Source organism: Syntrophotaleaceae bacterium (assembly GCA_041390365.1).
GTDB lineage: Bacteria > Desulfobacterota > Desulfuromonadia > Desulfuromonadales > Syntrophotaleaceae > JAWKQB01.
The window spans coordinates 426,219-451,389 of the sequence record JAWKQB010000003.1 but is presented as its reverse complement, the minus strand read 5'-3'; the positions used below and the strand labels follow the sequence as shown (position 1 = coordinate 451,389).

Sequence of the window (25,171 nt, the reverse complement as noted above, 5' to 3'; positions counted from 1 at the left end):
GCAGATACCGGAACCTCCACTCTTTCTTCAGCTCGGCAAAATCCTTGAAAAAACCTCCATCTCGAAGCCTCATAGAAGGACGGAGAAATTTCTGATGACTTTTTCGCAAATATTCTTTAAAAGGAAGTTTGATTCTGACGGACTGATATGTCTCCGCTGATTCGTTTTTTATGGGGGGCCTGGACGTTTTGCCAGGTGATTTTCAGAATGCCAGACATGAGCAGAAAGTTTCTGTTGGTGATCGCTTTCACCTTGTGGGCGACCACCGCCTTTGCCGAACCCGGTGCCGGAGATCAGGCCTATACCCTGCAGGTCGGCGCCTTCGCCCTTGAGACCGCCGCTGAAAAAATCGCTTGCAAGCTTGAAGATACCGGTCTGAACCCCTTTGTCACTCCCAACAAAAAGGGGTTGTTCGTCGTACGGTTGGGCAACTTCGTTTCCCGGGATCAGGCCCGGCAGACGGCCGCCAGACTGAAAGCCGAAGGGGTTGTAAAAAGCAGCCTGATCGTGAAAACCACCCTTCCCACGCCCGAGGTTCCCGCCGAATCTCAGACATCCGGTCAGCCGATAGAGTCTGCGGACGTTGTCGGCGAGGTCCCGCCGGCCGCAGAAGAGGCGGTGCCCCAAACGGTGGAACCGGCTGCGATCGAAGCAGCGATTGCGGTTCCTGCGGAACCGGAAATGACGGTACGAGCCATGGTCGCCAGCGAGCTGAAGGACCTGGCCCGGCATCCGCTGGGCCCCCAGAATCTCGGATTCCGGGCCGCCCGGATCGCCCTCGACTTTCTCGGCGTGAAATACCGCCTGGGAGGCATGTCGAGGGAAACCGGCATGGATTGCAGCGGGTTCGTCAAAACGGTCTATTCCCTCTGCGGCATCAACCTGCCGCGCACCTCTTCCGAGCAGTACCATCAAGGGAAGCCCATCGAGCGTACCGAGCTGGCCGCCGGCGACCTGGTCTTCTTCGGCAAGAATCAGCGGGTCAACCACGTCGGCATCTACCTGGGGGAGGGGAAGTACATACATGCCCCGCGCCCGAAGGAAACAATCCGCATTTCGAATCTGGAAGAAAAATCCACCTTGCGGAGATTTCTTGGAGCTCGTCGGCTGCTGTCCGATGATTGAGGATAGACATTCCTGCTTTTAGTCGAAAAGGGGCCAAATCTCATTCGGGATTTGGCCCCTTGATTTATTGTGGAATCGGTTCGAGCAGAGTTCGCGGCGGTCATCCATCTTTCAGGATCAGATGTTCCAGAAGCAATACGGCCCCGGTACCGACGACGAAACCGTTGCCGAGCACCGGACGCAGGACAGGCGGGAAGGTGGCGACGGCCTCCGGAGGCAGGAAGGCGATGATGGTCCCGAGAAGGAGGGGCAGGCCGAGGATCAGCCCATGACGGAACTGGAAGGGCCCGGACTGCTGGAGAATGTCAAGTCCGGCCGCGACCTGGGCGGTAAGGATGTAGAGCAGGATGCTGCCGATCACGACATCGGGGAGCAGACCGGCCAGGGAGATCGCAGCGGGAAAAAACGACAGGACCAGGAGCACCAGGGCCGCCGGCAGAATGGTATAGCGGGAGGCGCAGCCGGTGGCGGCGACCACGCCCGGACTGATGGAAAAATTGACCGGGCCGAGGACGCCGAAGAGCCCCGACAGGGCATTGCCCAAGCCGGTCAGGGTAATTCCGCGGCGCAGGCGGGCGGGCATGTCGGGCGGCCGCAGCAGGGAGCCGATCGACTGGATGGAGCCGAGATCGTTCACCGACAGGGCGAGAAAGCAGAAGAGGAAAGCCAGAAGGACACCAAGGTCCGCGACCGGCTGCAGGACGAGGCCGCGCAAAAAGCCGCCAACTGCGGGGATGGGCGAAACCGGCCGGGGCTGGAGGCCGAACAGGGCGGCATAGGCTATTGTCCCGGCAACCAGTCCCCAGACGATGAGGGTGGAGCGCCACAGCCCGCCGAGCCGTCCATAGGCGATGAATAGGGCCATGAGCAGACCCATGGCAAAAAGGAGATTGGCCAGGGGGGAGGCTCCTCCGTCAGGAATCAGAAGCCGCAGAATGGTCGGGGTAAGGGTGAGGGCGATCAGCAGCAGCACCGCGGCAACGACGCGGGGGGAAAACAGTTTCTGCAAATGGTTGAAAATCCCGGTGGCGCTGAGGATGGCGAGGAGCAGCCCTCCGGCGAAAATGGCCGTGTAGACGGCGGCGGGAGCCGCTCCCGCGCTGGCCACCGCCCCTATCAGCATCACGGCGGCCGGCCCTGACACCAGCGGCAGGCGATGACCCCAGAGGATCTGGACGGCCATGGTCAGGGCCATCACGAAGCAGGTTTTCTGCAGGAAAAGGATCTGGTCGAGGTAGTCGGGAAACTGGAGAATGCCGACCACCCGGCCAATGATCAGTATGGCCGGAAAGGCGATTCCCAGCCACTGCAGACCGAAAAGCGTCGTCTCGCGAAAAGGGGGCAGGTCATCCAGCCGGTAGCGAAGATCCATGAGGCGGCCTTCTCCCGGTCACTTCCCGCAGCACTTCTTGAACTTGCTGCCGCTGCCGCAGGGGCAGGGATCGTTGCGCCCGACCTTGCTGGAACTCAGCGGCTGCTCCTTGACCATGACACCTTCGGCGAAGAACCATCGCTTATTCTTGCGCTTGAACTGGCCGCGCTCGTGGTAACTGTGCACGCCGCCCTTGTCCCGATAGCGGGCGATGAACTCGACTTCCCCCGCCTCGTCATCGGGGCCTCCCTGGGCCGTATCGAGAATCTGCAGACCGTGCCATTCGGCCTTTTCCGCCCAATCGCGGGTCCCCTTGTGATCGTACCCTTGCCGGTGGTCGGGATGGGTGCTTTCGAAGAGGAAATCGACCGCGACCTTGACATGGGCCGAGTAGCGCGCCCGCATCAGTTGTTCCGCCGTCTCGGCGGGTGTTTTTCCGGAAATGATCGGTTCACAGCAGGCGGCGTAGTCCTTACCGCTGCCGCAGGGGCAGTTGTTCATGGAGAGACTCCTTGATCGGCATGGATGCCGGATTATGAAAAACTTAAAGTATAATCAAAATAACGATTTCGATCCCGATTTCGATTTCGATTTGGAGAAACCTGATCGGTTGTAACCAGACTCACCGCAAGGGCTCGAAGAGGTATTCCAGCCCGTTGACCTTTATTTCGTAGACGATGCCCAGCATCCTGCCTAGTTTCCCTTCCGGAAACCCCTGCTTGGCGAACCAGATGACATAAGGTTCGGGCAGGTCGATCAGCCGCAGTCCGGCGTGCTTTCCGAAAGGCATGCGCATCTCGGCCAGTTCCAGAAGGGCCGCGTGGTCGAAGGGAAAAGAGGGTTTCATAAGGGCACCGGGAAGCAGGGCAGAAACATCGCATCCTTATACCCGCGTCAGGTTCTTTTTGCAAGCATGTGAACCCTCGGCATGACTTCTCTTGTCATTTCTGCCTTTCAATTCTCCCGATCCCTCATCATCCCCACCCGTAACCGCCGATGATCAGCCCGGCCGTGATCGTCTACGACCCGGACCACGTAATCACCGGCGACCGGCGGCCAAAAAAAGGGTTCGTCGGATTTTGAGGAGCTCACATAGCGGTCGTCGACGAACCAGAACAACTCCCGCACGTCGCCGTCGGCCACGGCACTGAAGGGAATCCTTTCCTTTTCCAGCTTTTCGCTCCGCAAGCGGTATTCCAGGTTGTCCACCGGGGACTGGATGCTCGGCGCCGCCCCGCTCTGACTCTGCAGGTCGAGACTGCAGTCGGCGGCGAAGGGGGGCGGGCTTTTGAGGGCCAGGCCGGCCTGGCGGAAGATCTGCTGCAGGTCGGAAGGCCAGAATTCGTACACCTGCATTTCAGTCGTTCCCGGCTGGGGCCGACAGGCGCGCAGGCCGGTTTTTTTGTCGATCGGTACGGCGCGATGGACGGTGGACACCTTGATCGGCGACACTCCGGGGATGAACCAGGATTCGGCGGTGCGGGGGCAGTAGCGGCCGGGAAGATCGCCGGTGTCGGCGCACATGGGGACCTTCTGCAGGTTGAGCAGACCAGGATTGAGGGTATCGGCGGCCCGCCAGGGGCGGCCATTGGCCAGATTGTGAAAGACCTCGAACAGCAGCGGACCGGCGGCATCCCGACCGACGAAGGCCCGGTTGCTGGAACCGTCGAAGTTGCCGATCCAGACGGCCACTGTATAGGGGCCGGAAACACCAACCGCCCAGGCATCACGAAAGGCATGCGAAGTGCCCGTTTTCCAGGCGACCTGCGGCCCGGAAACCTGCTGACCGGGAAGGGCGGGGCGGATTGGCGGAGGATTGTGACGCAGGATGTCGAGCACCAGGAAGCAGGCTTCGGGACTCAAAGGGGAGGGCCCTTCCGTAGTGATTGGATCATGTCGCAACAGGCGCAGGGGCTGGAGAAGACCGCCATTGGGCAGCATGGCATACAGCTTCAGCAGATCGAGCATGGTCACCTCGACCCCTCCCAGGGCCAGGGCCAGGCCGTAGTAATTTTCCTCCCGGAGGTTTTTCACCCCGGCGGTCTGCAGCAGTTCGTACAGCCCGGGCTTGCGGAGAGCGGCCTGCAGATGGGCGGCCGGGAGGTTGCGGCTGTTGATCAGGGCATCGCGGGCCAGCATCGGGCCGAGGAAGGCCTGATCGTAGTTTTCCGGAGCGAACCCGGCGAAGCGGCGCGGCGCGTCCTTGAGCATGGTCATGGGATGGATCAGACCCTGATCCATGGCCAACCCGTAGACGAAGGGCTTGAGGGTCGATCCGGGGGAACGGGGTGCGGTGCAGCCGTCGACCTGTCCGTCGATTGTGCGATTCCAGAAGTCGGCAGAACCGACCAGCGCCTCCACCTCCATGGTCTGGTGATTGAGAATGGCCACGGCGCCGTTGACGATGCCGACATTTTTATGCCGCGCGACATAATCCTTCAGGCGCCGTTCCGCCAGGCTCTGCAGCTCTCCGTCGATGGTCGTGGCGATGCGCCCTCTCTGCGCCGGAGGCAGCTGCTGGTCGAGGCCGGAGACCAGGTGGGGGGCGCGAAAAGGCAGATCCTCCGGAATCCGCACCTGCAGGGGCAGATCGAAAAAGGGCTGCAGACGAGCAGCTTCGGGATAGCTCTCCTGCCAGCGCCGGAACAGCTGATCCCGGGCGGCCTTCAGGGCGGCGAATCCCCCGGGAATGGTGGGATTGCGTTTCACCGGGTTTTGCGGAACGACGCACAGGCTCAGGGCTTCGGGTAGGGTCAGATCCTTAGCGGACTTGTTGAAATAGATCAGGCTGGCCGCCTCGACCCCCTCGATGTTGCGGCCGTAGGGTGCCAGATTGAGGTAGGCTGCGAAAATCTCGTCCTTACTGTAATGACGGGTCAGCTGCAGGGCCCGCAGGATCTGCAGGAATTTGCCGGGCAGGGTGCGGGTCTGCAGGCGCCAACGCACCCGAGCCACTTGCATGGTGATGGTGGAGGCGCCGACCGGGCGCTCCCGCAGGATGTAGCTGGTCCAGAAGGCGCGCAGCAGCGCCAGGGGATCGACTCCGGGATGACGGTAGAAATCCCGGTCTTCGTAGAGCAGGGTGGCTTCCCGTAACTCCGGGGCGATTTCCTGCAGGGGGACGGGCAAACGGTACCGCTCGTCATCAGCCAGGGTCAGGCGCAGCAGCCGTCCCTGGCGGTCGAAATAGGCCCGCGAGGCACTGCGATACTGCAGCAGGTCCGGTTTGGGGATGATGAGGATGCCGGCTGCGATCACCAGCAGGAAGATCGCGGCCGGCCGGAGCAGTTTTTTCATGTTTTGGCATTAGCCATGGATCAAGACCTTTTTATTGAACGCAGATAACGGCGGATAAAAGCGGATGAAATCAAACCTGCTTTTGACATTATCTGCGAAAATCCGCCTTTATCTGCGTTCGATTGGGGTGGCTTTCTTTGTTACTGTTTTTTCCGCCCCGAATCGTCACTCAGGAGTGACTTTGATATGCCCCGCCTCTCCGGCAGCCTTTACCGCCCGGTCGTACATGGCTTCGGCCCAGGGCGGCGGCACGATGAATTCACCGGCGCTGGTGACCTTGGCCCTGTAGGTGAGCTCCCGTACCGAGGTGTCGAAGCTGCCGTAGAAGATCACCCTGTCCTCCCTTACGTCCACATAGTCGGCCCGCCAGTTGTAGGCGGTGCGGGGCACCGAGTCGCGCAGCACTTCGAAACCGCCCGGCATCAGCTCGATGACCGCCACGTTGTCCACCCTCTCCTTCAGGGCCCTTATCCGCAGGCGCACGGTGACGTCCTGTCCCTGGCTCAGTTCGGTGGCCGGTTTGCCTTCGCCATCAAGGAAATCGCGGCTGATCTCGAGCCCGTTGCGAACCACGGCGGCGGGCGGTTCTCGGTCGAACCCGGCCTGGGACAGGAGATAGAACAGGGCCCGGTCCGCTTCCGCCAGCACCCGGGCCGTGCCCGGGTTGATGGAAGCGCGGGGCAAAGGCTGCGCTTTTGCCGTCAGAACCTTTTTCCCTCCCTTAACGTCGATAGCCGTGAACCGGATCGACTCCGAACCCTCGTCATGCTGCAGCTTGCCGTAGGCGCCAAGGGCCAGAATGGTGTAGGCCGCGGAAATGGTGTTGTAGCGGCCGCGGAACACCGGCTCGATCAGGGGGAGCAGGTTCTGTCCGTCGAGTTTTGCCGCCTGCGGCGGGAAGTGGTTCGCCAGCAGATAGACGAACTGGGCGTCCCGGGTCAGGGGCGAGTGGAATACCCCATCCTTTTTGTCGCCGGCCTCGCCGAGCCGGTAACGTCCTATCAGATCGTCGGCTTCGCCATTTTTTCTGAGCAGCTTGTAGGACGCGGCCATGTAGGCGGCCGCCAAATCCTGACGCCAGGTTTTCGAATGGTTTTCCTCGAGCCAGGTCTGCAGGTGAACCAGATGGTTCGTGGTGACTTCTCCCATCCGCGTCAACAGATAGACGGCGTAGGCCCGGACCCTCGCCTCCTCCAGAGTCGAGGGGGTCCGGCCGACATATTCCCGCAGGTAGTCCTGCCCGCGGATCATGAGGTCTTCGGGAACGGCGTAGCCGAGCTCCCGCACCTCGTGAAGAAAATGCATGGCGTAGACCGTGGGGAACTCCGCTGTTTCACTGCCGCCGGGCCAGAAGCAGAAGCCGCCGTCGGCCATTTGCCGCTCCCGCAGACGGGAGATGAGGGCCGCGAAGCGGGCCTGGTTGTCGGCCGAGTGGGGCGCGAAGGCCGGATGGCTCATCAGTCCGACCAGGGGAAAGACCTGGCTGACCACCTGTTCGGTACAGCCGTGGGGGAAGTGTTCAAGATAGGATGAGAGGCCCTCGATGAGCACCAGCGGGCTGCCCGAAGCCGCTAGCTGCTGATCGGCCAGGTCAGGATAAAGGCTGCGGGGCACCTCGATCTCCACCCGTCCGTCCTTTTCGAAGCCGCTGATCATGCTGGTGGAGTAGGGGATGGCCGGGCGGATGCTCAGGGTCGCCCGGCGGGCGGCCTGCTCTCCGGAAGAGCTGACCAGGAAACGCACCTGGGCGGCACCGAGCCGATCGCCCGCTTGAAGCTCGAAGTGCACGGTCTTTTCGTCCCCTTCGCTGATAGTCAGGCGCTGCTCTTTGGCGCCGACGATGCGGAGATGTTCGGAAGCTTCCAGCCGCACTGTCACAGGTGCATTTTTTCCGGAACCTTCCAGGATGTTGCTGATGTTCGCCGAGGCCCGGAAACTATCGCCCGGCGCGGCCTGGGTCAGAAGACTGGGGGTGATGACGAAGGGCCCCCGTACCAGGCTGGAGCTTTGGGCTACGCCGATGGCGCCGTCCGCCACCGCCACCGCCATGACCTGAAGGGTGCCGGAAAAGGTGTCGGGCACCGTGAAGTGGACGGTGCGGCGGTCGCTGTCGGCCTTGAGGATACCCGACCAGAACACCGCCGGCTTGTCCAGGGCCCGGGCGAAGGGATTGAGGTTGGCGGCCAGAGCTTTGCTCCGCTCCGAAGCCGCATCCCCGCCGCTGGCGGACACCTCGCGGATGAGGTCGAACTCGGGCAGGATCAGGTCGAGCATCTGCAGGGTGTCGACCTGCAAGGCGCGTTTGCGCAGAAAATGATCCAGGGGCTGGGGGGTCCGATAGCCGGCCACCTGCAGAATCCCTTCGTCGACGGCGAACACCGCGATGCGCGAGGGTTTCGAGGCGTTGTAGGCGATCTCCATCCGGGCCCCGGGCCGAACCTTTTCCGCAACTTCGAGACCGACGTGCAGGGTCCTCCGGCCCCGGTCGATGGTGAAAGGCGCCACCGCGTAGCTCAGGGGACTGGTGAATATCTCTTTCGATCCGGAATCACGAACGAAGGCCACGTTCACATAGGCGTTCCCTTCGAGATCGGCCGGCACGGTGATGGTCTGCAGGGTACTGGTGGTGTCGGTGGTGAAACGTTTCCAGGCATGCACCCGGTCGCTTTCTATGGTGATCAGACCACTGCCGGTGTAGGGAGCGGTGATGTTCATCTCGATGGTGTCGCCGGCCTTGTAGTCGGACCGATCGAGCTTAAGCTCCAGTTCGGCATTCTTTTCCAGCCGGCCGAGCAGGTTGCCGTGCCCGGCCACGCTGAAGCGCACCCGGGCCAGCTTCAGCCCCTGCGGTTCGATCAATTCCCAGACGTAAGTGCCCGCCCGGTTGGTGGGCAACCGGTAGCGGGTGCCCTCAGCGGCGATGGCGAAATCTGTCGTGCTCAGCTCCTGTTCCTTTTCCACCGACTGGTAGGCAAAGGTGCCGTTGGGCTGCCTGACCAGGGTCGAAAGGGTGCGGATCTCGATCAGCCGGGCTTTCAGGTCCTTCAGGGCCCGCCTCTCGAGGTCGGAGCCGATGGCGATTAGGTCGATAAAACGTTCGGCTCCCTGGCTGACATAGTCCAGCCTGCCGTCCGGGCGGATGCCGACCAGGGTCTCCAGGGGGGAGAGGAGTACCCGATTGCGGGCGGAGACGCTGCGCCCGCCGCCCGGTTCGAAACCTTCCGCTGTCAGGGTCAGCAGGTAGGTCCCTTCGGCAAAACGGTCCAGCGGCAGGGTGAATTCCGCCCGGCCCTCCTCATCGATCGTCTGGGCGGGCAGCTCCTCGTTGACCTCCAAAATTGGCTTGTCCGGATCGTACCAGGGATCGGCGAAGATGAAACCGGGGTACCGCTCGAAATCGAACCGGGCGGTCCGGACATTGAGAAAACCTGTCACCTTGCGCCCCTGGGCCGGGGTACCGAACAGGTTGCGCAAGGTCACCTTCGCCGTGAGGCGTTTCTCGGTGCTCCAGCCTTCATCCCTCACCCCGGCCAGGGTGCTCTGGATCTTCAGGGTATCGGGCTGGAACTCCTCGATCCGGAAACTGCCCGAGCCGATCATCCGCTCCCGGTACTTCTGGTCCCGCACCAGGTAGAGGGCGACCTGGTAGGTGCCCGTCTCCGAGGAAGGTTCGGTGACGAAGGGATAATCGAAAAAACCCTTCTCCGGCAGGTTGAGGCGCCTGCTCGCCACTTCATTGCCGCGGGGGCTGCGGATGGCGATCTCCAAAGGGACCCCTTCGACGTTGTCGAGCAATCCCGACTTGACGATGCAGCCCACGGCGACCTTTTCACCCGGCCGATACAGACCCCGATCCGTGAACAGATAGGCGTTCAGGCCGTTCCCCTCCTCCGATTGGCGATCCCGTGCGCCGCCGACCTCGAAGCGGGAGAAGTTCAGCCGGCGGGAAGGCCGCTCGAAGGGGATGAAGGCCATGTCGCCGCCCGCCCGGACGACGTAGACCGTCGGCTCCTGTTCGTTTTCAAACCCTTTGGTGCTCGGCAGCGCTGCATGACCCCGCTGGTCAGTTGAACGGGTCAGCAGCGGCAGGCCGTTGCGCCCCAGCAGGGTGACCTGGGCGCCTGCCACCGCTTTGCCGGTGGCGACGGACTGGACGAAAACCTCATGACTTTGGTCGGCATTGTCCTTGGCCAGCAGGCCGAGATCGGTCACCAGGATCACCCTCCGGTCGCTGATCCAGTCCATGGGGGTCCGGTGTTCTTTGTCCCAGCCGCAGACCTCGATAAAAAACAAGCCGAACCGCTCGTCGCCGGCGGGGAGGTGGTTTGTCAGATCGACGGAGGCGTAGTTGGCCTGTTTGGGGTGAAGGGGTTTCAGGTCGATCACCTGCTCGGCATACTCGACGAGATTGTTCTGGTCGAAGGAGAAGCCCTGGAAAACGGGATCCCGGATATCACCGCGGGTCTGGCTGATGAGGTGCTGCAGCTGGCCCGGCAGCAGTTTTCCGATCCGTACCCGAAAGGCGCCCAGATTGCGGGTCAGCAGCCCCAGCTGGTGAGCACCGCCCAGGGAGAGGAGGGCTCCGTCGGCGGCGAGCTTGATCTCCTGAGGGTATGCGGGAGGCTGGATGAGGGTGTCGTAAAGGGACGCGTGGACGAATCCTCCCAAAGAGGTCAGGCCCGGTTCCAGACGCAGGTAGAGGGTCCGTTCGGCCGGCACGTCGAAGGGGATGTGGTATTCGCGGGCAAATCCCTTTTCGGTCTCCAGGGGAGCGAGATTCAGCGCTTCCGACTGTCGCAGAACGGCCTCGGTGACCTCCCGGGGCCCGCTCCAATAGCGGTTGCGATGGCGGGGATTCTCTTCGGGCAGCAGCCAGATCCGCAGCTTGCCCTTCAGTTCCTCTTCGGCGATGTCGTCGGTGAAGCGAAGGAAGAGAACCTGCTGCGGCTCGTCCTGCTGGTTGCGCACGATGTCGGCCCGGGCCTCCTGCACCTTGAGATAGCTGTTGCGGTCGGGAATCAGCAGGTCCCGGTAAAGATCCTTGTCCGAAGCCTTGCCGCCGATGGCCGGTTCGACTCCGGAAGCGACCGTCAGCCGCAGATAGTTGGAACGCTCCGGCAGCTCCAGAGGCACGCTGTGCACATAAGCCTCGCGCCGGTTCCGGTCGAAGGTGACCTCGTATTTCACCTCCTCCGGCGCAGCTTCCGCCCCTTTATCCGCAGGGCGCATGGTCATGGTCAGATGTTTTTTCAGGCTGCTTTCGTCAACCGGATGGGAGAATTTGAGGGTGGCAACGGCCTTGCGGATCTTGCGGTCCCGGGGATCCTGGTAGAACTCCGGATCGTCCAGGGTGATGGTGAAGGCGGGGGTTTGAAAATCGTAACGCAGCTCGCTGAACCGGATTTCGGGAACGAAGATTTTTTTATCGAGGCGAACGGTGAAGGAGCTGCCGGCCGGCCATTCCCGCTCGGGAACGAAGACCAGCGTCCGGTCACCCTCGAAGCTCCAATTGCCGGTCATCGCCGGATCGAGGCGGATTCCGTCTTCCAGCCGCTGGTTTACCAGATCGATGCGGGCCACCGATGGCGGAGACTCCGGAACCTCCTGACCCGGACCAAGGCCATCGGTCTTATAGGAGAAGATGATGCGCAATGGATCGGGTCGGGGATCTTCGACGTTGGGGGTAAGGCCCGGTTCCTCGATCGATGCCGACACCATCAGAGGCTTCGGCAATCGTAGATATTGGAGATAGCCGGCAATCCCTCCCGTCAACAAAATCAGCAGCAGGAAAAGTCCGCTCCAGAATCGGCCCGGGCGCTCTTTGCGGCGGCGATTCAGGGCGGTCGCCCAGGGGGGAGGGGTCCAGGAAAAGGTTCCAGCCAGTTTTTTGCCCACGGACCCGAAGCTGTTCAACAGATTCCCCATTTTCTCCATCCTTTCAGAAAAATCAGAGACCGGCCAATCACTTCTTCATACCCGTCCCGGCGACAGCGATCAAGCTTTTTCCTCCAACTGTATCCGCCGTTTTTTTTTTAAGGTCATAAGGAGGACAAAAAGGTCTTCGCTAGACCCGCTGGTATCGATCACCGGGGAATCTGGAGGGGGATTACGCATTTTTGACAGCTCTGTGGTAGAATTTTTTTGATTTTTACGACAGGAACGCCGATTAAAAAGAGAACAAGGAGACCCATGAACGATCAGCTTGAAGTGGCTACCCTGGCCGCAGGTTGCTTCTGGTGTGTGGAAGCCGTTTTCAGCCAGCTGAGAGGAGTCATCAATGTCGTTTCAGGTTATGCCGGCGGAAACCTGCCCAATCCCGGATACCGGGAGGTGTGCAGCGGCCGAACCGGCCATGCGGAGGCTGTACAGATCCGTTTCGATCCGCAGATCATTTCTTTCGCCGAGCTACTCGAAATTTTCTGGAGATCCCATGATCCCACCACCCTCAACCGCCAGGGCGCGGACGTAGGCACCCAGTACCGCTCGGCCATCTTTTTTCACAATGAGGAACAGCGTAAGATCGCTGAGAAGTCCAAGGCCAACATCGAAAAGATCCTCCTCTGGCCCGATCCGATCACCACTGAAATCGTTCCTTTCACCGCTTTCTACCCGGCCGAAGATTATCACCAGGACTACTATCGGCTGAATCCCGACCAGATGTACTGCCGGATGGTCATCGATCCGAAAATCCAGAAGCTGCGCAAGGATTTCGCTGAAAAGGTCCGATAAGACCTTTTGGCGGCAGCCTTTCACCCCCACCTTTTGTCCCAAGATCCGGCCGGTCCCGTGACTTTCCACGGGCGACGTTTCCTTTTCCCGCCGCCATGACCCTGCGCTGCAAGTCCTCACCTTCATCCCGGCAGCCTTGTGTTGCAAATGCAATCGTTTTTTTCTACACTGAGTCCACCCCTTTTCCTGTTAAAGGTTGTTTTTCATGTTATTTCCAAGGAGATTCACCGATGGGAAGTCGTTTGCGTATGGTTGCGACCGGGGCTTTGCTTATGGTTCTGCTCGGAGGCTGTGCCGGCCGGGAAGTCCTTCCCGAAATCGCCCTGGAAACCAATGATCCGGTTCAGCAATTCAACGGCCTGAAACAAGACCTCGCATCGGCGCGGGCAGAGCAGTTTGACGTGCTCGCTCCCGAGTCCTTCGTCCGGGCGAACCAGCTGTTCGAGGAAGCGGGCAGGATGTTGGCCCGGGAAGAGAAGATCTCGGACATCCTGCTGAAAGTAACCTCCGCCCGGGTGGAGCTGCAACGCGCCGAACAGGCGGTGCAGATTAGCAACACTGTCCTGGCTAATGTGATCAAGGTCCGGAACAATGCCATAGAGGCCGGTGCCATCGCATTGGGGGAAGATTTTGCCGAGGCGGAGGAAGAGTTCCTGAAATTGACCCGGGCCATCGAGAGCAGCGAGCTCACCTGGGCTCAGCGCCACAAGGCGAAGGTTTTCGATGCCTTCGACCAGTTGGAATTGCGTGCCATCAAGGACCGGCATCTGAACGAGCCCCGCTCTCTCCTGGCGGCACTGGAGCAGCGCAGGGCCGCCAAGCAGGCGCCGCTGACCCTCGCCGAGGCTAGGGACCAACTGCATCAGGCGGAAATGTTTATTTCCGAAAACCGGTACCAGACGGATGAGATTCGGAGAAAATCGGCCGCCGCCCTGTTTCAGGCGCGGCGGCTTGAAACCGTGATGCAGGAGAGCGAAAGACTGAAGACCCTGAATCCCGAACAGATCGCTCGTGAAATGGAGCACCAGCTTTTTTCCACATCGAGCCGGCTGGGCGCCCCGGATCAGCGGGATCAGCTCTTTGCCGAGCAGCTTGAAAGCATACTGGCCACCGTCGAGGCCTGGGAGGCGGCCAGTCAGGCGTTGAACGACGAGGTCATCGCCCGGGAGAGGGAGGTCGGCAAGCTGCGGGAGGAGATCGCCACCCTCGAAGGGGTGACCAGGGAAGAACGGGAGGCCCGGGAACGGTTGGCGGAGGAGAAACTGGCCGCCAGAAAGCACCTCGAGGAAGAGCGCCGGATTCAGCAACTCTTTACACAATTGCAGGATCTGTTCAAGCCTGGGGAGGCTGAAATCTACAAACAGGCGGACCGATTCATCATTCGTCTCAAAGCGCTCACCTTTCCCGTCGGCAGCTCCACGGTGAGTACCGAAAACTACCCCCTGCTGGGCAAGGTGAGGCGAGCCATACGGCTGTTCGACCGCCCCGAAACGATTATCGAAGGCCATACCGACAGCACCGGCTCTGAATTCAAAAACCGGGAACTTTCCCAGAGCCGGGCAGATGCGGTGAAATCCTACCTGGAGGCCAGTGAAACCCTGCCGGGTGGAAAGATAACCTCCATCGGCTACGGTTCCCAGCGGCCGCTGGCTTCCAACGCCACTGCCGATGGGCGGACTCTCAATCGCCGCATCGATCTGGTCATCAAACCGGTCCTCCCGGTTCAGCAGGAAAGCCTGTAAAACTGGCAGGCGGCTATCCGGGAGCTGCGCCTTTAACAACCTGATCGACAGCCTTACGCCGGCTGACAAAAAGCTCGATTCGGTTGACTCTGTCAACGACCGTCCTGGCTTAATTTTGATACAAAGTGAAACTTTTTGATAAATTTTCTTGTATTAAGATAGCCGTTGTGTTAACAACTCAAACAGATCCCATTCCTGCTTTTGTGAAAAACGATCCTTTTGGTTGCAATGTGCCCCGTTTTTGGCGAGAAAAACGGGCGATTCCTCCTAGAGTGTGTCAAATAGCCCCCCTCCTTACCCCACACAAACAAGGCGGCGGCGGCTTTTTTTTGTTCCGACGTCCTCTCATTCATTTTGCCAAGGGAGTTCATATGGCAAAAGGCCGTCTCATTTTCGCAGCCTTGCTGGCTTTGCTGGCCACCACGGTTATCCTGCAGAACACCCAGCCAGTTGAAACGAGAATCCTGTTCCTGAACATCATTTTGCCTCACGCTCTTCTGCTTCTGGTGACACTGCTCACCGGGTTTGCTCTCGGCGTCATCGTCACCATGCTTTACAGCCGTAGCAGAGGCAAAGGGAAAGCCTCGAAAAAATCCTCCGGATCTCCCTAAATACCAAAAACCACTAGGTTGTAACTTTTTGTTGGTTCCAAGTCAGAAAGTTTCAAGAATGTAATCGGCGATTTTTCTGGCCTCGCCGTCAGGGATGAGTTCCGGGCCGAAGGGGGTCATGCCCGGGCCAGGGTTGCGAAGGGTGTCGATGATGCCGTCGACATCGTCAATGCCGTTGGCTGCCAGAGTCTCTTTATCCAGCGTTTTTGCGGGGTTGATGATATTGCCTCCGTTGGGATGGCAAAGGGCGCAGTGCTGTGCGAACAGGGCCTTGCCGCTTTTGTCGGTGGCCTGTTCCGCCCAAACGAAGGAACCGCCCGTCAGCAGGGCGATCAGCAGGCACATAAGGAATATGCACAACGGTCTTTCTTTCATTCTTGCCCTCCCTGGTTTTCCCCTGGAGTATATCACCTGAGAATTTGACGACAACGCTGCCACTATCAGCGGCGACCGCCCCCCTTGCCGTTCCGTTCATGGCCGTTTTCGTCGAAGAACTTTCGACGGATCTCCTGGCGCCGCAGGCTGCGTTCATCGGGGGGGAGTTCCTTGAGCTGCTGCCAATCCCTTTTCAACTCTTCCTGCTGCTGTGGGGTAAGTTGCTGGATGCGCTGGTGGCGTTCCAGCATCTCCTGCTGTTTTTGCGGGGACATGTCCTTGAATCGCTCATAACGCTGTCGCAGCTTCTGCTGCTCCTCGGGCGATAGTTCCCGAAATTTCTGATATCGTCTCTCCAGTTCGCGGCGCTGGTCAGGGGTCATTTCCCGCCGGTCTTCATGCCGGTATTGACCTCGGTCGTCGTCTGCCCTGGCTATTCTCCAGGATTCGAACGACTCGAATTTGTCGAGGTTTTTAGCCAACGCCAGGTCATGAATCAGAACCAGACCGAAAACCAGAGCGAGTACGGGCAGCAGGAAGCGTTTCATTTTTCTTTTTCCCCATTGGTCGGGATATCATATCCCCATTCAGCCTTATCCATCGAATTCCTGCAAAAGATCAAGCTGTTCGAGCATTTCCATTTTCTGCAGCAGGTCCATTTCCTTCAAAAGGGTGGATTCCGCCACTTTATTCGAACTGTCGCCTGGCCCCGGCCGCAGAGCGGGGGGGCGAACCGACAGCATCAGGGCGAGCAGTCCTGCGGTGGCCAGGGTCCCCCCCCAGAGCCAGCCACGGGACAATCTGCGCCGTCCGGCACGCCGGGCCACCCGGGCTGCAAAATCGAGCGTTTCCTTGTGGGACAGAGTCACGCCAACCCGAGGTACGGCTCCCAGAGTCCGCAGCAGCGACCGCCAGATGTCCCCGCATGTCTGACAACCGGCGATATGGCTCTCCATCCGGGATCTCTCCTCGCGGCTGGTTTCGCCGTAATAGTGGAGCAACAGGTCCTCTTCGCTGTAATGTTCTCTGTGGTGGCTGTTCATGGCTGATCCTCATGCAGATCTTGGAGTTCGACGCGCAGAACACGGACCGCCCGGTGAAGATGGGCTTTGACTGTTCCTTCCTCCAGTTGGAGCACGGCCGCGATTTCCTTGAGCGGGAGCCCTTCCTGATGGCGCAGAACGAATACTGCCCGCTGCCGCCCAGACAGGCGTTTCAGCGCCTGCTTCAAGCGGCTCTCCGTCTCCCGGGCCTGCAGAATATCGACACTGGAAGGACCCGAGTCGGGCACCAATTCCAGGGGGTCGGCCTCTTCGTCGCTCTGGCGGAAGAAAAACAGTTTGCGCCTTAACTTTTCCCGCCGCAAGTGATCGATAGCCAGGCGGGAAACGATCCGGTAGAGCCAGCTGGAAAGGCTGCATTCGCCGCGGAAAGTATCCAGGGTTCTGTGCATTTTGAGGAAGGCTTCCTGGGCAATGTCCTCTGCCTCCTCCCGATTGCCTACCAGGCGATAGGCGAGATTGATCATCTGTGGCGCCTTGGCCTGCACCAGCTGCTCGAAAGCCAAGGGATGCCCGGACCTGATCTGGTCGAGCAGAATCTGCTCGGTTAGAACACTTTCTGTTTCCAAAACCTCAGAAACCTCCGCAAGACGGTCCGGATCGATAACAGTTGCGGCGGCATTCAAATTCATCAGCCTTCCCCTGAATCTACTGGTCTGTTTGCGAATTCTGACGTTTCAGCAGAAAAAAGGTTTACCCGGGCAATGCGACGATCGGAACAATTTTTATCTTTTCAACAATTGCACCACAGCTTCGATGACTTTTTCCGGCGTAAACCCGAAATGCGACATCAACTCTTTTGCCGGGGCGCTGGCACCGAAACCGCTCATCGCCAGGATACGGCCTTTCCGGCCGACATAGCGCTCCCATCCGAAGGGCGAAGCCGCTTCCACGGCTACCCGGACTTGACAGGTAAGCGGCAGGACGTCCTCCTTGTAGTCCTCCGGTTGATCCTCGAACAGTTCCCAGCAGGGAAGGGAGACCACACGCGTGGGGATGCCCTGTGGCTCCAGCTTCTCCCGGGCGGCCAGTGCCAGAGCCACCTCCGATCCGCTGGCCAGCAGAATCGCTGACAAGGGTCCCTGCTCCCGTGCCAGGACGTAGCCTCCACGGGCCAGGCCGGCGGCGGGGGCGAATTGGCTGCGATCGAGGATAGGCAAGTTCTGACGGCTCAGAATCAGGGCCGTCGGTCGCCTTCTGCTGGCGATGGCGACCTGCCAGGCGACTGCCGTCTCGTTTCCATCGCAGGGGCGGATGACCTGCAGCCCCGGCACCGCGCGCAGGCCGGGAAGCTGTTCGATGGGCTGATGGGTCGGTCCGTCTTCGCCGAGACCGATGGAATCATGGGTGAAAACATAGATTGTCCCCAGACCCATCATGGCTGCCAGACGGATCGGCGGACGCATGTAGTCGGAAAAGATGAGAAAGGTTCCGCCATAGGGGATAAGCCCCGGGGTGTGGGCCAACCCATTGAGGATCGCGCCCATGGCATGCTCGCGCACTCCGAAATGGATGTTGCGTCCACTGGTTCCGGGAGCGAAGGCACCCTGCCCCTTGATCATTGTATTGTTGGAAGGACCGAGATCAGCCGATCCGCCCAAAAGCAGTGGCAACCTCGAGGCGAGGAGGTTGAGAACCAGGCCGCTGGCTTTACGGGTGGCCATGGGGCCGTCCTTGGGAGCGAACTCAGGCAGAGCCTGCTCCCAGCCGTCGGGAAGATGCCCTTCAGCGGCCTTCCACCAGATCTCCGGCAGCGCTTCGCCGTGACGCTCGGCCAGCTTTGTGCGCCACTGGTGTTCCAGTTCTGCGCCCCGCTGTACCGCCTCCGCCATATGTCGTGCCACATCTTCCGGTACGACGAACATCTGATCCGGGTCCCGACCGTATGCCCGCTTGGTCTGCCGGAGTTCCTCGGATCCGAGAGGAGCGCCGTGAGCCTCTTCGCTATCCTGTTTGCCTGGTGAGCCCTGGGCGATATGGGTTCGGAGGACGATCAGGGAGGGGCGGGGATCCCCCTTGGCCCGCTCGAGAGCGGCGTCGATCTCAGGAAGGTTTTCCCCTTCGGCCCTCTGCACATGCCATCCATAAGCAAGAAACCGGGCGGCGACCTCCTCGCTGAAAGTCAGGTCGGTTTTTCCCTCGATGGTGATACGGTTGTCCAGGTAGATACAGATCAGATTGCCCAACCGCAAATGCCCTGCCAGGGAGGCTGCTTCAGCTCCCACGCCTTCCATCAGGTCTCCATCGGAGCAGAGAGCGAAAATTCGGTAATCGAACAGGTCGACATCGATCTGCTGGGCCAGGAAACGGGCACCCATGGCCATGCCGACGCTGACTCCGACCCCCTGGCCCAGAGGTCCGCTGGTGGTTTCCACTCCTGGCGTATGGCCGAACTCGGGGTGCCCCGGAGTCCGGCTGCCAAACTGTCGGAAATGGCGGATATCGTCCAGGGACAGATCGTAGCCGGTCAAAAACAGGGCACCGTAGAGAAGCATCGAGGCATGGCCGCAGGAGAGTACGAAGCGATCACGACCGGGCCATTGGGGGTTTTTGGGGTTGTGGCACAAATGATGGCGGAACAGCAGATAGGCGACCGGAGCCGCTTCCATGGGGGTTCCGGGGTGTCCCGAATTGGCTTGCTCCACGGCGTCAGCCGCGAGAAGTCTCAAAGTGTCGATAGATGCCCGGATGAGTGGGATATCGGTTTTGGCGTCTTTCATACAGCAGATTCTCCGCTTTGCTTTGGGCACCAACAGGTCCGGATCAGTTTACTACCTCCAGGCCCTGCAATTCAAAGACCTTTTTTAGTTAGTACTGATGTGCCGGGTTCCTAGGAACAAAAGGAATAACCACAATGCTCCCTGAGCAGGGAAAGCTTTTCCGCCCTGGACCCCTGCCAGCCAGCCAGCAGCCTTTCGGCCAGGGTCAGACCGCTCTCCGCTATTTCTCCTATCTGATCGAGAAATTGGCTTTCATCGGGCCGATCCAGGCCCTGCCGGTGTTGGCGGCGCAGCCCATCTCGGGCAAGGGACAGGATATCCAGGGTCACCTCCCTCAAAGTGCGGTTTCCGAATGGCGTCTTGAGGCCCATTTTCCATGAATTCCGGTAAACTTGGAGAAACTTTTCCACCCCCAGTTCCTCGAATATCGAAGCGACTGCCCTGCGGGACTCCCGATCGTACAACAGCCCCTTGGCCAGGGCCGCTACCGCCAGAGCGAGACGGGGCGGCAGGCTGTCGGCGCTCCGCAGTTCTATCTGCGGGCGCAGGCGGACCTCGGGAAACAGGGTGGAAAGATGCAGGTCCCAGTCAGCCAGGGTAGGGCGAGCCTCGTCAAACCCCTCGGCCAGGTACCGGCGAAAGGAAAAACGCTCCCCGGTCATATCCAGCATCCGGCCTTGCCGGTGTATGAAGTACATGGGAACATCGAGGGCGTACTCGGCGTAGGTCCCCAGATCGGCATTTCCGGCAAAAAGCCCGAGCAGCAGGCCGGTCCTGTCGGGATCGGTGCGGGACCAGATTTCTCCACGAGTGGAAAGAAAACCGGTTGGTCGGTCGTCCATGATCGGCGAGTTGGCAAACAGGGCGTAGAAGAGGGGAGACAACCACTGGGCAACGCGCATTTTTTCGATGCAGTCCTGCTCATCGGAAAAATCGAGGTTGACCTGCAGGCCGGCACTCTGTTTCATCATGCGATGCCCCATGTCGCCGGTTTTACTCATATAGGAACGCATGATGTCGTACCGGGCCTTGGGCAGCCAGCCGATGTCATCGGGATTGGAAAAGGGCTGCACCCCCAGACCGAGGAACAGCAAACCGAGGCTTTCAGCCTGCTCGACGATCTGTGCCGCGTAGCGGCAGAAGTCCCCAAGGCAGCAATAAAGGTCCGGGCAAAGGGCACCCGAAAGCTCCAACTGACCGCCCGGCTCAAGGGTTACGGAAGAATCGGGTCCTCGCAGCGCGATCAATCGCCCCTGCTCATGGATTCGCTTCCATGGGCCAAGGGAAGCCAGGCGTTCGAAAAGGACCTCGATCCTCTCCAAAGCAACCGCCTCTCCGGAATGAACATCCAGGACCAACTTTTCCATTTCGACCCCGACCCCCCATTTTTCCGGAGGACGGGCGCCTGACTTCAGGTAATCGACCAGGTCCCGTACCCCGGTCACGGGGTGGTCGAGCCCGGTTTTCAGCATTGTGGTCATGGGTTATCGAAACCATCCTTCCCAAGAGAGGAACCGAAGCAAAGCAGATGGTACGCCGGTATCTTTGCCATCCATCCGCGCAGGCTTCAGCAGGTTTTTCGAATTGTAAGCAGTTTCCCCAGTCTGTCAAGGTGTTTAGCTCAGGAACCAGGGCAGGGTTCCTTGCTTGCCTTTTTCCCGGTGCAAGGCTATCATCCGGAATATTTTGTTTCACCGGAGAGGACATGAATCCGGCTCGCAATCTTAAAATCTCCCTGCTGGTCCTCGTCACCACCATAGTGCTCGGCACCGTTGGCTATGCCACGATCGAGCACTGGTCCTACCTGGATGCCCTTTACATGACCGTTATCACGGTTTCAACGGTGGGCTTCAAGGAGGTGAATACCCTTTCGGAAGCAGGGCGTATCTTTACCATTCTGGTTATCGTCTTCGGAGCCGGGACCATCGCCTATACCATAGGAAGCCTCGCCCAGTCGATGGTGGAATGGCAGCTGCTGCGGATACTGGGGAGGATGAAATTGGAAAAAAAGATCAATCAGCTTCAGGGGCATTACATAATCTGCGGTTATGGAAGAATAGGAGCCCTGATCAGCAAGCAGCTTCAGGGCAGGTTACCCTTCGTTGTCGTGGAAAACAATCCGGAACTCTGCCAGCAATTGCGGACAAGCGATATTCTGTTTGTCGAAGGGGACGCCACGGAGGACGAATCTCTCATCGAGGCGGGCATTCAGAGAGCCAAAGGCCTGATCACCGCTGTCAATTCCGAAACGGCCAATGTCTACATCACCCTGACCGCCCGCGGACTCAATCCGGATCTCTTCATCCTGGCGCGGTGCGGGGAAGAAGGAACCGAGGTCAAACTGAAAAGGGCGGGTGCCAACAAGGTCATTTCTCCCTATCAGATCGGGGCCAACCGTATGGCATGTGCAATTCTGCGCCCTTCGGTGGTCGATTTCATCGACATCGCGGTCGGTGGGGAAAACCTCGAGCTGCAGCTTGAAGAGATCCGGGTGGCCCCCGGATCCTCCCTCGTGGACAAGACCCTGATCTCCTCCGGCATCCGCAAGGAATGGGGAATCATGATTATCGGCATCAAGAAGGCGGCCGGCAACATGCTGTTCAACCCCGCTTCGACAACGGTCATCGATGCCGGGGACATCCTCATTACCCTGGGAGAGCAACCCGCTATCCAGAAACTCGAACTGATCGCCGCCGGAGGAGAGGATCATGGGTGACCGGCTCCATGTCCACGTTCCCTGCCATATGCTGAAGGAGCACCTCGGGCTGCTTCTGGAAAATCGGCTGCAGCCGGAAATCGGTCTCAAGTGGGATGATCTGGAGAAGCCGGTAGGAGAGTTGATCGACTGCTGCCGTCAACTGGAAGAGGAGGGTCTCGGGATTATTTTCCATGCCCCCTTCATGGATCTGAATCCCGGCGCCCTCGAACCCCTGGTGAGAAAAGCCAGCAAACTCCGCTTCCGTCAGACTCTTGACCTGGCCGGGAAGTGCCGGGCAAGCCTGGCCGTGTTCCATCCCGGATACGATCGCTGGCGATATGGCGGCCGCAGCGAGCCCTGGCTCGAAGCCAGCTTGGCTTTCTGGCCCGATCTGATCAACCAGGCCGGTGAACAGGAATGTCTGCTGGCCCTGGAAAATATTTTCGACGATGAGCCGGAGCCCCTTGCGACCCTGATTGAAGAACTCGACAATCCATGGGTGGGCCACTGCTTCGATATTGGCCACTGGAACCTGTTTGCCAAAGTGCCGCTCCGGCAATGGCTTTCAGCCTTCCGCTCACGACTGATCCATCTGCATCTGCACGACAACGACGGGACCAGCGATGCTCATCTGCCGGCCGGGGAGGGGAATATCGACTTCGAGGACCTTTTCCAGCAGATCGATTCAATGCACCGGTTACCGACGGCCACGCTCGAGATTCACAGCAAGGCCGGTTTACTTCGAACCATCCCCTTTTTCGCGGCCCGGTTTCGGCCCTGATGGCCCTTCCAATAGCGATGCCCTGCGGATTCCATCAAATCCAAATCGCCCCCTAAGACTGTCTACGGCCTGATCAAGCGCCATCTGTCGCTGGCGCGACTCGATTCCGAAAAGTTCCGTCTGTCCATCACCATGGTTCTGCAGCCTGCCGAGGCTGATTCCCAGCAAACGGACGGCCTTTTCACCGGCCGCTGTCCGCCCCATCAGTTCAACAGCCTGATGATAGATATCCATGGCATGGTTGATTCCCTGATCCAGGGTACGGCTTCGGGTCACCGTCGAAAAGTCCGCATACTTGACTTTGAGTGTGAGGGAGGCTCCGCACAACCCTTTCCGTCGGAGGCGGGCGGCAACCCGCTCCGCCAGATCGAGCAGGGCTCGGTGCATTTCCTGCCGATCCCACAGATCCCGCTCGAAGGTGTCTTCGTGCCCGACCGATTTGACCTCCGAAAAGGGCTCGACCGGCCGGCTATCCTCCCCTCTGGCCAGGCGATAGAGATGTTCGCCCATGGCTCCGAAGCGTTTCTGCAGACTCTCACGGCTCATCCGCCTCAAATCGGCCACGGAGCGCAACCCCTGATTTTCAAGAGATTTGAGCATCACCGGACCAACACCCCAGAGCCGCCCCAGCGGCAGCGGCAACAAAAACGATTCCGGTGGATCCGGCACGATGAAAAGACCATCGGGCTTGGCCTGCTCGGATCCGAGTTTGGCCAGAAACTTGTTCCCCGCCACTCCGGCACTGATGCTCAATCCGATCTCCGAAGAGACCGTCTTTCGAATTTCGGCCGCTATTTTCCCAGCCGGACCGAACAATCTTTCGCAACCGGTGACGTCCAGAAAGGCCTCATCTACCGATAGGGGTTCAATACAGTCGGTATAACGGGCAAAAATTGCGAAGACCTCCCTGGATACTTCGCCGTAGCGTTTTATTCGCGGCGATCGGACCACGGCCTGGGGACAGAGACGCATCGCTTTTGCCATGGCCATGGCCGAGCGAACTCCGTATCGCCGGGCCGGGTAGGAACAGGCGCAGACCACCCCGCGATCCCGACTTCCGCCAACGATGATGGGAAGACCGCGCAATTCCGGATAATCCAGCTCCTCAACCGAAGCGTAGAAGGCGTCGAGATCGAGATGAATGATAGATCGCTCGGCCTGCATCAGATTCATTCCACCCTTCACTATGAAACGACTCATTAAAAAGGCGAAACCACCAATATAGCGGTTCCGCCTGATATCTTACTTCATGCAATTGTCTTAAGTCGATGCGAATATTTTCCGATGCTGCGTCCGACCTCGTTCTCGATCAAAATTCAGGGGATCGGTTGAAGGCACTGGATTGGCCATATGGCCGGGTTAAAGGGGGGAGGGTGACAATTAGGGGCGTCATTCCTTCTGGTTGATGGCGGCCACAACCTTCGGGCTTTCTTTTAACCCTTCCTTGCGCATTGTGATGGTGCTGTTCAGCACCACCCCTTCCTCGACTGCCAGGGAGGGGCTTTCTATGGTCCCCTCGACTTCCGCGGGGGCCCTCAATTCGACTTTTTTCGCCGCTTTTATGGTGCCTTTAAAACGGCCGCTGAGAATCAGGGTGCCCACTGTGACATCCGCATCGATTTTGGCGGTTTCCCCGACGATGAGAGTGTCCTTCGACGTAATCTTGCCGCTGAAGATGCCGTCCATCCGGACGATCTCATCAAAAATCAAGGTCCCTTCGAACTGGCTGCCTGCACCTAAAAAAGCCTTAATTTCTCCTTTTTCCGTACCGGATTCTTTGCGCATGGTTGTTTTGTCCTTTTTTTTCAGCATGATCGCGTGTCCCTAGAGCACCCCGAGCACCTCCAGCAATCGATTGAGGTCGTCTGCGGAGAAATAGGAGATTTCAATTTTTCCGCCTTTTTTTCCGGGCGATATTTTGACCTGTGTACCCAGTGCTCTTTGCAATTCTTCTGCCAAATGGACAATTTCCGGGGCAGGACGAGGTCTTGGCTTGCGGTTCGGAACGCCGCCGAAGCTCTTGATTTTTCTCACCAGTGCTTCGGTCTCCCGCACGGAGAGTTTCTTTCGCAACACCTGTTCCCGCGCTTCGAGCAGATCCGCATCATCATCCAGTGAGAGCAGGGCCCTGGCATGCCCCATGGTCAGTCGAGCTGAAGTGACATCCTCCCTGATCTCCGCGGGCAACCGGAGCAGGCGCAAGGAATTGGTTACGGAGGATCGATCCTTTCCGACCCTTTTTGCGGCCTCTTCCTGGGTGAGTTCATAGCGGTCTATCAAATGGCGGTAGGCTTCGGCTTCTTCGATCGGGTTGAGATCCTCCCGCTGAAGGTTTTCAATCAGGGCCATTTCGAAGGCTGTATCCTCCGTGACATCCTGTATGACCACCGGGACCTCATGCAAAGCCGCTTTCTGGGCCGCTCTCCACCGCCTTTCCCCCGCAATGATCTGATAATGGTCTTCGGTCCTGCGAACAACCAGTGGTTGAATAATCCCTTTTTCCCGGATTGAGGCTACCAGCTCGGCCATTTTCATATCATCGAAGGTTTTTCTCGGCTGCTCCCGGTGTGGACGAAGTTCTTCTATGGGGCACATAAAATACTTGCTCCCGTTATCCGATGAAACCGAAGTCAGGAGGGCGCCGATTCCTTTTCCGAGTG

General features: G+C 59.3%; 20 protein-coding genes. 6 read left to right on the top strand and 14 right to left on the bottom strand.

From position 1 onward, the window contains the following. Window positions 1–216 precede the first annotated feature (216 nt). A complete protein-coding gene (locus R2940_14405; protein MEZ4600977.1) occupies window positions 217–1,125 on the top strand; it encodes an NlpC/P60 family protein in 909 nt (302 codons plus the stop codon). A gap of 100 nt (window positions 1,126–1,225) precedes the next feature. Here the strand turns inward: R2940_14405 and R2940_14400 are convergent, their stop codons facing one another. The 5 genes from R2940_14400 to R2940_14380 form a co-directional block, all read right to left on the bottom strand. Further along, on the bottom strand, window positions 1,226–2,497 hold the full coding sequence (locus R2940_14400; GenBank protein ID MEZ4600976.1) for a solute carrier family 23 protein: 1,272 nt from the start codon (window positions 2,495–2,497) through the stop codon (window positions 1,226–1,228). 18 nt (window positions 2,498–2,515) lie between these two features. Continuing rightward, entirely contained in the window at window positions 2,516–2,998 is a 483-nt protein-coding gene (locus R2940_14395) for a YchJ family protein (protein ID MEZ4600975.1), read from the bottom strand. 121 nt (window positions 2,999–3,119) lie between these two features. Beyond that, complete coding sequence (locus tag R2940_14390) at window positions 3,120–3,344, bottom strand: DUF3820 family protein (GenBank protein MEZ4600974.1); 225 nt, start codon at window positions 3,342–3,344, stop codon at window positions 3,120–3,122. Between the two features lie 107 nt (window positions 3,345–3,451). Next, complete coding sequence (gene pbpC / locus R2940_14385) at window positions 3,452–5,794, bottom strand: penicillin-binding protein 1C (protein ID MEZ4600973.1); 2,343 nt, start codon at window positions 5,792–5,794, stop codon at window positions 3,452–3,454. Window positions 5,795–5,959: 165 nt separating this feature from the next. Next, window positions 5,960–11,719, bottom strand: coding sequence for an alpha-2-macroglobulin (locus R2940_14380; GenBank protein ID MEZ4600972.1), 5,760 nt, complete (start codon window positions 11,717–11,719; stop codon window positions 5,960–5,962). 264 nt (window positions 11,720–11,983) lie between these two features. Between R2940_14380 and msrA the strand changes: the two genes are divergently transcribed. The 3 genes from msrA to R2940_14365 all read left to right on the top strand — a co-directional run bounded on the left by msrA (window position 11,984) and on the right by R2940_14365 (window position 14,876). Then, on the top strand, window positions 11,984–12,523 hold the full coding sequence (gene msrA / locus R2940_14375) for a peptide-methionine (S)-S-oxide reductase MsrA (protein ID MEZ4600971.1): 540 nt from the start codon (window positions 11,984–11,986) through the stop codon (window positions 12,521–12,523). 230 nt (window positions 12,524–12,753) lie between these two features. Beyond that, a complete protein-coding gene (locus R2940_14370) occupies window positions 12,754–14,265 on the top strand; it encodes an OmpA family protein (GenBank protein ID MEZ4600970.1) in 1,512 nt (503 codons plus the stop codon). Between the two features lie 371 nt (window positions 14,266–14,636). Continuing rightward, a complete protein-coding gene (locus R2940_14365) occupies window positions 14,637–14,876 on the top strand; it encodes a lipopolysaccharide assembly protein LapA domain-containing protein (protein ID MEZ4600969.1) in 240 nt (79 codons plus the stop codon). Between the two features lie 42 nt (window positions 14,877–14,918). Here the strand turns inward: R2940_14365 and R2940_14360 are convergent, their stop codons facing one another. From R2940_14360 to R2940_14335, 6 genes are all read right to left on the bottom strand, one after another. Beyond that, the gene (locus tag R2940_14360; protein MEZ4600968.1) at window positions 14,919–15,251 is read right to left on the bottom strand and encodes a c-type cytochrome; all 333 of its coding nucleotides are present in this window, start codon (window positions 15,249–15,251) and stop codon (window positions 14,919–14,921) included. Window positions 15,252–15,316: 65 nt separating this feature from the next. Then, entirely contained in the window at window positions 15,317–15,799 is a 483-nt protein-coding gene (locus R2940_14355; GenBank protein MEZ4600967.1) for a DUF3106 domain-containing protein, read from the bottom strand. Window positions 15,800–15,844: 45 nt separating this feature from the next. After that, window positions 15,845–16,294 (bottom strand): hypothetical protein, encoded by a 450-nt coding sequence (locus R2940_14350; protein MEZ4600966.1) that lies wholly within the window; start codon window positions 16,292–16,294, stop codon window positions 15,845–15,847. After that, window positions 16,291–16,944: an RNA polymerase sigma factor gene (locus tag R2940_14345; GenBank protein ID MEZ4600965.1), complete on the bottom strand. Its 654-nt coding sequence runs from the start codon at window positions 16,942–16,944 to the stop codon at window positions 16,291–16,293. Before R2940_14345 ends, R2940_14350 begins: the two co-directional genes overlap by 4 nt. A 93-nt stretch (window positions 16,945–17,037) precedes the next feature. After that, window positions 17,038–19,032 (bottom strand): transketolase, encoded by a 1,995-nt coding sequence (gene tkt, locus R2940_14340; protein MEZ4600964.1) that lies wholly within the window; start codon window positions 19,030–19,032, stop codon window positions 17,038–17,040. A 110-nt stretch (window positions 19,033–19,142) separates the two neighbouring features. Continuing rightward, window positions 19,143–20,513 carry a glutamate-cysteine ligase family protein gene (locus tag R2940_14335; GenBank protein MEZ4600963.1) on the bottom strand — a complete coding sequence of 457 codons (1,371 nt, stop codon included), beginning with the start codon at window positions 20,511–20,513 and terminating at the stop codon, window positions 19,143–19,145. A 224-nt stretch (window positions 20,514–20,737) separates the two neighbouring features. On the opposite strand from R2940_14335, the gene R2940_14330 reads away from it, so the two are divergent. Both R2940_14330 and R2940_14325 read left to right on the top strand, forming a co-directional pair. Beyond that, window positions 20,738–21,748: a potassium channel protein gene (locus R2940_14330; GenBank protein MEZ4600962.1), complete on the top strand. Its 1,011-nt coding sequence runs from the start codon at window positions 20,738–20,740 to the stop codon at window positions 21,746–21,748. Next, complete coding sequence (locus tag R2940_14325; GenBank protein ID MEZ4600961.1) at window positions 21,741–22,511, top strand: sugar phosphate isomerase/epimerase family protein; 771 nt, start codon at window positions 21,741–21,743, stop codon at window positions 22,509–22,511. The genes R2940_14330 and R2940_14325 overlap by 8 nt, the downstream gene beginning before the upstream one ends. Here the strand turns inward: R2940_14325 and dinB are convergent. From dinB to R2940_14310, 3 genes are all read right to left on the bottom strand, one after another. Continuing rightward, a complete protein-coding gene (gene dinB, locus R2940_14320; protein ID MEZ4600960.1) occupies window positions 22,467–23,684 on the bottom strand; it encodes a DNA polymerase IV in 1,218 nt (405 codons plus the stop codon). The genes R2940_14325 and dinB overlap by 45 nt on opposite strands. 216 nt (window positions 23,685–23,900) lie before the next feature. Continuing rightward, window positions 23,901–24,323 carry a polymer-forming cytoskeletal protein gene (locus R2940_14315; GenBank protein ID MEZ4600959.1) on the bottom strand — a complete coding sequence of 141 codons (423 nt, stop codon included), beginning with the start codon at window positions 24,321–24,323 and terminating at the stop codon, window positions 23,901–23,903. A 12-nt stretch (window positions 24,324–24,335) separates the two neighbouring features. Then, window positions 24,336–25,106, bottom strand: coding sequence for a ParB/RepB/Spo0J family partition protein (locus tag R2940_14310; protein MEZ4600958.1), 771 nt, complete (start codon window positions 25,104–25,106; stop codon window positions 24,336–24,338). Window positions 25,107–25,171: the final 65 nt, after the last annotated feature.